An 8,022-nucleotide genomic window follows, 5' to 3' on the forward strand; every position below is an offset into this window, starting at 1 on the left:
GCCCCGCCGCTTAAGTAACATGGCGGGCTGACGAACGAATAAATACAGCGAAACGATAGTGGCACAACGAGATTATGTACGTCGCGGCCAGCCGGCACCTTCGCGACGCAAAAAGAGTAGCTCAAGGAATAAGCAACGTAGCCTGCCTGCTGTCTCCCCGGCGATGGTCGCTATTGCCGCGGCCGTAGTGGTAGCCTTTATCGGTGGCCTGTACTTTATTACTCACCATAAGAAAGAAGATGCCGAGGCGCTTCAGGGCAACAAGGTTGCCGGGAATGGCTTACCGCCAAAACCTGAAGAGCGCTGGCGCTATATCAAAGAGCTGGAAAGTCGCCAGCCAGGCGTTCGCGCACCTACTGAGCCTTCTGCCGGTGGTGAAGTCGTGAACGCAAATCAGCTGACCGACGAACAGCGTCAATTATTGGCCCAGATGCAGGCCGACATGCGCCAGCAGCCGACACAGCTGAACGAAGTGCCGTGGAATGAACAAACGCCAGCACAACGCCAGCAAACGCTGCAACGTCAGCGCCAGGCACAGTTGCTGAGCCAACAGCAGCAACAGCAGCAACCACAACAGCAGTGGACGCAAACTCAGCCAGTACAGCAGCCTCGCACGCAGCCGCGTGTGGCAGAGCAGCCTTACCAGCAGCCACAGCAGCAAACGCGTACCGCACAGGCACAACCTGTTCAGGCGCCTAAGGCACAAACGCAGAAACAGGCGACTCAGGCCCAGGCGTATCAGGATCTGTTGCAGACCCCTACGCACACCACGGCACAGCAACCGAAGACGCAACAGGCCGCCCCGGTGACCAAAGAGACGGAAGCGCCTAAGCAAACGGCTGAGAAAAAAGACGAGCGCCGTTGGATGGTTCAGTGCGGTTCGTTTAAAGGTGCAGAGCAGGCCGAAACGGTACGTGCTCAGCTGGCATTTGAAGGATTTGATTCACGCATCACCACCAACAATGGCTGGAACCGCGTGGTGATTGGCCCGGTCAAAGGCAAAGAAAATGCCGATGGCACTATCTCCCGTTTGAAAGTTGCCGGTCACACAAACTGCATTCGACTCGCTTCCGGGGGTTGAAACCCCCAAAATCCCCCCCATTTATCATTTAATTCAGCCCTGAGCACTGGCTCAGGGCTTCTGTTTCCCGAATCTGTAACCAGGGGGTCTGCTCGTGACAACAATAGTAAGTGTACGCCGTAACGGCCAAGTGGTAATCGCCGGTGATGGCCAGGCCACGCTGGGTAATACCGTCATGAAAGGCAACGTGAAGAAAGTGCGTCGTCTCTACAACGACAAAGTGATCGCCGGTTTTGCAGGCGGTACCGCTGATGCCTTCACGCTGTTTGAACTGTTTGAACGCAAACTGGAAATGCACCAGGGTCATCTGGTGAAAGCCGCCGTTGAGCTGGCGAAAGACTGGCGTACCGATCGTATGCTGCGCAAGCTCGAAGCCCTGCTGGCTGTGGCCGATGAAACCGCTTCGCTGATTATCACCGGTAACGGTGACGTTATTCAGCCCGAAAATGACCTGATTGCTATCGGCTCTGGCGGCCCGTACGCCCAGGCTGCTGCCCGCGCGCTGTTGGAAAATACCGACATGAACGCACGCGATATCGCGGTGAAGGCGTTGGATATTGCAGGTGATATCTGCATCTATACCAACCACAACCACACCATCGAAGAATTGACCTCCAAAGCGTAAGGATCTCCCATGTCTGAAATGACCCCACGCGAAATTGTCAGCGAACTGAACAAACACATTATCGGCCAGGATAACGCGAAGCGTTCCGTGGCTATCGCCCTGCGTAACCGCTGGCGTCGTATGCAGCTCGATGAAGAGCTGCGTCACGAAGTGACCCCAAAAAACATTCTGATGATCGGCCCGACCGGTGTCGGTAAAACCGAAATCGCCCGCCGTCTGGCGAAGCTGGCCAACGCGCCGTTCATCAAAGTGGAAGCGACCAAGTTCACCGAAGTGGGCTATGTTGGTAAAGAAGTGGATTCTATCATCCGCGATCTGACCGACTCCGCTATCAAGATGGTGCGCGTCCAGGCCATCGAGAAAAACCGCTATCGTGCCGAAGAGATGGCTGAAGAGCGCATTCTCGACGTGCTGATCCCACCGGCTAAAAACAACTGGGGCCAGTCTGAACAGCAAGCTGAGCCATCTGCCGCACGCCAGGCATTCCGCAAAAAACTGCGTGAAGGGCAACTGGACGACAAAGAGATTGAGATCGATCTTGCTGCCGCGCCGATGGGTGTTGAAATCATGGCACCTCCAGGTATGGAAGAGATGACCAGCCAATTGCAGTCCATGTTCCAGAACCTGGGCGGCCAGAAGCAGAAAGCGCGTAAGCTGAAAATCAAGGACGCACTGAAGCTGCTTATCGAAGAAGAAGCGGCAAAACTGGTGAACCCGGAAGAGCTGAAGCAAGATGCAATCGATGCGGTTGAGCAGCACGGTATCGTGTTTATCGACGAAATCGACAAAATCTGTAAGCGTGGCGGCAACAGTTCCGGCCCGGATGTGTCCCGTGAAGGCGTTCAGCGCGACCTGCTGCCTTTGGTTGAAGGCTGCACCGTCTCCACCAAGCACGGTATGGTGAAAACTGACCATATCCTGTTTATCGCGTCAGGCGCATTCCAGGTTGCCAGCCCGTCCGACCTGATCCCGGAATTGCAGGGTCGTCTGCCAATCCGTGTAGAGCTTCAGGCACTGACTACGGAAGATTTCGAACGTATCCTGACCGAACCAAACGCCTCTGCTACCGTACAGTACAAAGCGCTGATGGCGACCGAAGGGGTTAACCTTGAGTTCACCGAAGACGGTATCAAACGTATCGCCCAGGCCGCATGGCAGGTGAATGAAACCACCGAGAACATCGGTGCGCGTCGTCTGCACACAGTACTGGAACGCCTGGTGGAAGATATCTCTTATGATGCGAGCGACCTGAACGGTCAAAGCATTACCATTGACGCAGAATATGTGAGTAAACATCTGGATGCGTTAGTGGCAGATGAAGATCTGAGCCGTTTTATCCTATAATCGCGGTTACTGCATTCTCATCACTGTTAATGGGGCTGAAAAGCCCCATTTTTATTGGCTAAATAACTATGACTGATATCAGCCGTACTCAGGCGTGGCTCGAAAGTCTGCGCCCTAAAACGCTTCCTCTGGCCTTTGCCGCGATTATCGTTGGTTCTGCCCTCGCATGGTGGCAAGGTTATTTCGACCCTCTGGTCGCCGGTCTGGCACTCGTCACCGCCGGGCTGCTGCAAATCCTCTCTAATCTCGCCAACGATTATGGTGATGCCGTAAAAGGCAGCGATAAACCCGATCGGATTGGGCCGCTGCGCGGGATGCAAAAGGGGGTGATCACCCAGGCACAGATGAAACGCGCGCTGATTATCACCGTGGTACTGATTTGTTTGTCCGGCCTGGCACTGGTGTCTGTCGCCTGTAAAACCACGGCTGATTTCATTGGTTTTATGGTGCTGGGTTTGCTTGCCATTATTGCCGCCATTACCTACACCGTCGGCACGCGCCCTTACGGTTATATTGGCCTGGGTGATATTTCCGTGCTGGTCTTCTTCGGCTGGCTGAGCGTAATGGGCAGTTGGTATTTACAGGCGCATACGCTCATCCCTGCCCTGTTCCTGCCTGCTACGGCATGTGGCCTGCTGGCGACGGCGGTACTCAATATTAATAACCTGCGCGATATCGACAGCGACCGCGAAAACGGGAAAAACACTCTGGCGGTACGCCTGGGGACGGTTAATGCGCGTCGTTACCACGCCTGTCTGCTGATGGGCGCGCTGGTGTGTCTGGCGCTGTTTAACCTGATTTCACTGCACAGTTTGTGGGGCTGGCTGTTTATTCTGGCCGCGCCGCTGCTGGTAAAACAGGCGCGGTATGTCCTGCGCGAACATGATCCAGCTGCAATGCCGCCCATGCTCGAACGAACGGTAAAAGGGGCATTACTGACTAACCTGTTGTTCGTAGTGGGTATTATTCTGAGTCAGGCGTTACGTTAACTGACAAATATCAATTAACAATTGATGATTTTGCCAACAATGCGTTTCGCGCGATATACTGAAAGCACTCGCAGCAACTGAACATTAAGCCTATGAAATACGATACTTCCGAGCTTTGCGACATCTACCAGGAAGATGTCAACGTCGTAGAACCCCTGTTTACCAACTTTGGTGGGCGGTCGTCGTTTGGCGGACAAATTATCACGGTGAAATGTTTCGAGGATAACGGGTTGCTGTACGATCTGCTCGAACAGAACGGTCGTGGCCGTATTTTGCTGGTCGATGGTGGTGGGTCTATGCGCCGTGCGTTGATTGATGCCGACCTTGCCCGCCTGGCCATGCAAAACGAGTGGGAAGGGATAGTGGTGTACGGCTCAGTGCGCCAGGTCGACGATCTGGAAGAGCTGGATATCGGTATTCAGGCCATCGCGGCCATCCCGGTGGGTGCTGCGGGTGAAGGTATAGGTGAAAGCGACGTTCGCGTTAATTTCGGCGGCGTAACCTTCTTCTCCGGCGACCATCTCTATGCCGATAACACCGGCATTATCCTTTCCGAAGACCCGCTGGATATCGAGTAATAAACGCGTTTCCCGCAGGAAGCGCGAAGCATAAAAAAACCGCCAACAGCAATGTGGCGGTTTTTTTGTCCCTCGGGATTCGCGGTCCGTTGGGAGGTCTTACAGACCCACACCAGGGACATTTATCATACCGCCCTATAAAAGCAGCCCGCACCAGGGATTGTGTCCACCGACTTATCACCGGTGGTGAACGGTGGAGCGGTTAGTCACAGGGACCGCATAATGAAACGCTATATCTGTATCGCGTTCATTGTCGCCAGTAAGCAACGACCACAAAAAAGCCGGGTAGCGATGACGCCATACCCGGCCTGTTCAGTTCATTCCCGACTGGAATTAAACTTCTTCCATACGTCCCAGCAGCGCCTGTAAGCGATCCTGCCAGCCGTTCTGCTGTTCGCGCAGTTGGTTGTTTTCGCGCTCCAGTTCTTCACGGCCGTGCTGCGCGGTCTGAACTTCTTGTGCCAGGCTGTTGTTCTTTTCTTTCAGCTCTTCAATTTCCATTTGCAGCAGCGTGATGGTGTCAATCGCCTGCTGTACTTTCGATTCCAGTTTCTCAAACACTTCTAAAGACATGATCCTACCTCTCCTGAATTGCAAGGCGACGCTTTAACGTAAACGCGCACAACATATATGCCGATTGTATGAAGCCCCGCCGCCCCTGTCCAGCGACATGCCGCGCAGATCGCGGTTTGCAACACTTTTCGGCCTCGTCCTGGTGCGTTCGCGTCATATACCCCTAAATTGTTAACTCTTTCGTTAATGAAATGATTCAGCTCTCATTTCGCCGTTGAGTTAAAAATGTGCTTTGTAGCGCGAAAACGCTCATTTTATTGACACAGACCACACATTTTGATTTCGATATTTCTCGTTTTTGCTCGTTAACGATAAATTAACACTATGTCTACAGGACATCGTGGCTGTCACGGGCGGCCATGCTAACAATAAACATCAATTTCTTCAGGATTCCGATTATGAGTCAGACATCAACCTTAAAAGGCCAGTGCATCGCCGAGTTCCTTGGTACCGGGTTGTTGATATTCTTCGGAGTGGGTTGTGTCGCTGCACTGAAAGTGGCGGGTGCCAGTTTTGGTCAGTGGGAAATCAGTATCATCTGGGGTCTGGGCGTGGCGATGGCCATTTACCTGACCGCAGGCGTTTCTGGTGCACATCTTAATCCGGCGGTGACCATCGCGTTGTGGTTGTTCGCGTGCTTCGATGGACGCAAAGTTGTCCCTTTCATCATTTCTCAATTTGCTGGCGCGTTTTGCGCAGCAGCATTAGTTTACGGGCTTTATTACAATCTTTTCATCGACTTCGAACAGACGCATCATATGGTGCGCGGCAGTGTCGAAAGTCTGGATCTGGCTGGCATCTTCTCAACTTATCCAAACCCGCATATCAATTTTGTGCAGGCGTTCGTGGTTGAAATGGTGATTACCGCTATCCTGATGGGCGTTATCCTGGCGCTGACCGACGATGGCAACGGCATTCCGCGTGGCCCACTGGCGCCGCTGTTGATTGGCCTGCTGATTGCCGTTATCGGCGCATCCATGGGTCCACTGACTGGCTTCGCCATGAACCCGGCGCGTGACATCGGGCCAAAAGCCTTTGCCTTTATCGCTGGCTGGGGCGACGTCGCTTTCACCGGTGGCAAAGACATCCCTTACTTCCTGGTTCCGCTGTTCGGGCCAATCGTGGGGGCGTCACTGGGTGCATTTGGCTATCGCAAATTAATTGGTCGCCACTTACCGTGCGACACCTGTGTGGAAGAGGAGAAGGAAACGACTTCTGCCGCACAACAAAAAGCTTCGCTGTAATCTGACTACGGGACTCAAACCATGACCGAAAAAAAATATATTGTTGCGCTCGACCAGGGCACTACCAGCTCCCGCGCTGTCGTAATGGATCATGACGCGAATATCGTCAGCGTGTCACAGCGCGAATTTGAGCAAATCTACCCTCGTCCAGGCTGGGTAGAGCACGACCCAATGGAAATCTGGGCTACGCAAAGCTCCACGCTGGTAGAAGTGCTGGCGAAAGCTGATATCAGTTCCGACGAAATTGCCGCTATCGGTATCACCAACCAGCGTGAAACCACCGTGGTGTGGGAGCGCGAAACCGGCAAGCCGATATACAACGCGATCGTCTGGCAGTGTCGCCGTACCGCAGAAATCTGCGAACAGCTCAAGCGCGACGGTATGGAAGAATATGTGCGTAGCGCAACCGGCCTGGTGGTTGACCCGTACTTCTCAGGGACCAAAGTAAAATGGATCCTCGACCACGTGGAAGGCTCACGTGAACGTGCGAGACGTGGCGAGCTTCTGTTTGGTACCGTTGATACCTGGCTTATCTGGAAGATGACCCAGGGACGTGTCCACGTAACCGACTACACCAACGCCTCACGCACCATGCTGTTCAACATCAACACCCTGGAGTGGGATGACAAAATGCTGGACGCGCTGGACATCCCGCGCGCCATGCTGCCAGAAGTGCGTAAGTCTTCTGAAGTGTACGGTCAGACCAACATCGGTGGTAAAGGCGGCACGCGTATTCCTATCGCCGGTATCGCCGGTGACCAGCAGGCGGCGCTGTTCGGCCAGCTGTGCGTTAAGGAAGGGATGGCGAAGAACACCTACGGTACAGGTTGCTTCATGCTGATGAACACCGGCGAGAAAGCGGTGAAATCAGAAAACGGTCTGCTGACCACCATCGCCTGTGGCCCGCGCGGTGAAGTGAACTATGCGCTGGAAGGTGCGGTGTTCATGGCGGGTGCGTCAATCCAGTGGCTGCGTGACGAGATGAAGCTTATCAGCGATGCGTTCGACTCCGAATACTTCGCGACCAAAGTGAAGGACACCAACGGCGTGTACGTGGTACCTGCGTTCACCGGCCTGGGTGCACCATACTGGGATCCGTATGCTCGCGGCGCGATTTTCGGCCTGACGCGTGGTGTGAACTCCAACCACATCATCCGCGCCACGCTGGAATCCATCGCCTACCAGACGCGTGATGTTCTTGAAGCGATGCAGGCTGACTCCGGCATTCGTCTGCACGCCCTGCGCGTAGACGGCGGCGCAGTTGCCAACAACTTCCTGATGCAGTTCCAGGCCGACATTCTGGGTACACGTGTAGAACGCCCGGAAGTCCGTGAAGTTACCGCACTGGGTGCGGCATACCTGGCGGGTCTGGCAGTGGGCTTCTGGCAGAACCTGGACGAACTTCAGGAAAAAGCGGTGATCGAACGCGAATTCCGTCCGGGGATCGAAACCACCGAGCGTAACGTCCGTTACAGCGGCTGGAAAAAAGCGGTGAAACGCGCCCTGGCGTGGGAAGAGCACGAAGAGTAATTGTCCTTAATACCCTCTTCCCTGGGGAGAGGGTGTTTTAAGTCCCCTCGCCCCTTTG

At 54.3% G+C, this 8,022-nt stretch carries 8 protein-coding genes; 7 read left to right on the plus strand and 1 reads right to left on the minus strand.

Annotated elements, in window-relative coordinates; genetic code table 11:
- Positions 1 to 58: 58 nt before the first annotated feature.
- From ftsN to rraA, 5 genes are all read left to right on the plus strand, one after another.
- Entirely contained in the window at positions 59 to 1,081 is a 1,023-nt protein-coding gene (ftsN, locus tag ACS603_RS21920; protein ID WP_182062994.1) for a cell division protein FtsN, read from the plus strand.
- Positions 1,082 to 1,175: 94 nt separating this feature from the next.
- Positions 1,176 to 1,706, plus strand: a complete 531-nt coding sequence (hslV, locus tag ACS603_RS21925) for an ATP-dependent protease subunit HslV (protein WP_014072345.1) — start codon at positions 1,176 to 1,178, stop codon at positions 1,704 to 1,706.
- 9 nt (positions 1,707 to 1,715) lie between these two features.
- Entirely contained in the window at positions 1,716 to 3,050 is a 1,335-nt protein-coding gene (hslU, locus tag ACS603_RS21930; RefSeq protein ID WP_182062995.1) for an HslU--HslV peptidase ATPase subunit, read from the plus strand.
- A 62-nt stretch (positions 3,051 to 3,112) separates the two neighbouring features.
- Positions 3,113 to 4,039: a 1,4-dihydroxy-2-naphthoate polyprenyltransferase gene (gene menA, locus ACS603_RS21935; RefSeq protein ID WP_182063494.1), complete on the plus strand. Its 927-nt coding sequence runs from the start codon at positions 3,113 to 3,115 to the stop codon at positions 4,037 to 4,039.
- Between the two features lie 92 nt (positions 4,040 to 4,131).
- Complete coding sequence (rraA, locus tag ACS603_RS21940; RefSeq protein ID WP_182062996.1) at positions 4,132 to 4,617, plus strand: ribonuclease E activity regulator RraA; 486 nt, start codon at positions 4,132 to 4,134, stop codon at positions 4,615 to 4,617.
- A gap of 333 nt (positions 4,618 to 4,950) precedes the next feature.
- On the opposite strand, the gene zapB is transcribed toward rraA, so the two are convergent.
- Positions 4,951 to 5,190 carry a septal ring assembly protein ZapB gene (zapB, locus tag ACS603_RS21945; protein WP_014072349.1) on the minus strand — a complete coding sequence of 80 codons (240 nt, stop codon included), beginning with the start codon at positions 5,188 to 5,190 and terminating at the stop codon, positions 4,951 to 4,953.
- A gap of 398 nt (positions 5,191 to 5,588) precedes the next feature.
- Between zapB and ACS603_RS21950 the strand changes: the two genes are divergently transcribed.
- Positions 5,589 to 6,434, plus strand: a complete 846-nt coding sequence (locus ACS603_RS21950) for an MIP/aquaporin family protein (RefSeq protein ID WP_182062997.1) — start codon at positions 5,589 to 5,591, stop codon at positions 6,432 to 6,434.
- 21 nt (positions 6,435 to 6,455) lie between these two features.
- Positions 6,456 to 7,964: a glycerol kinase GlpK gene (gene glpK, locus ACS603_RS21955; RefSeq protein ID WP_315687344.1), complete on the plus strand. Its 1,509-nt coding sequence runs from the start codon at positions 6,456 to 6,458 to the stop codon at positions 7,962 to 7,964.
- Positions 7,965 to 8,022: the final 58 nt, after the last annotated feature.

The sequence above is a fragment of the Enterobacter sp. Li2LvB3 genome (assembly GCF_056156645.1).

Bases quoted from the DNA above. Each gene is read 5' to 3' on its own strand.
- hslU (WP_182062995.1), top strand. From the start codon at position 1,716: ATGTCTGAAATGACCCCACGCGAAATTGTCAGCGAACTGAACAAACAC.
- rraA (WP_182062996.1), top strand. From the start codon at position 4,132: ATGAAATACGATACTTCCGAGCTTTGCGACATCTACCAGGAAGATGTC.
- zapB (WP_014072349.1), bottom strand. From the start codon at position 5,190: ATGTCTTTAGAAGTGTTTGAGAAACTGGAATCGAAAGTACAGCAGGCG.
- ACS603_RS21950 (WP_182062997.1), top strand. From the start codon at position 5,589: ATGAGTCAGACATCAACCTTAAAAGGCCAGTGCATCGCCGAGTTCCTT.
- glpK (WP_315687344.1), top strand. From the start codon at position 6,456: ATGACCGAAAAAAAATATATTGTTGCGCTCGACCAGGGCACTACCAGC.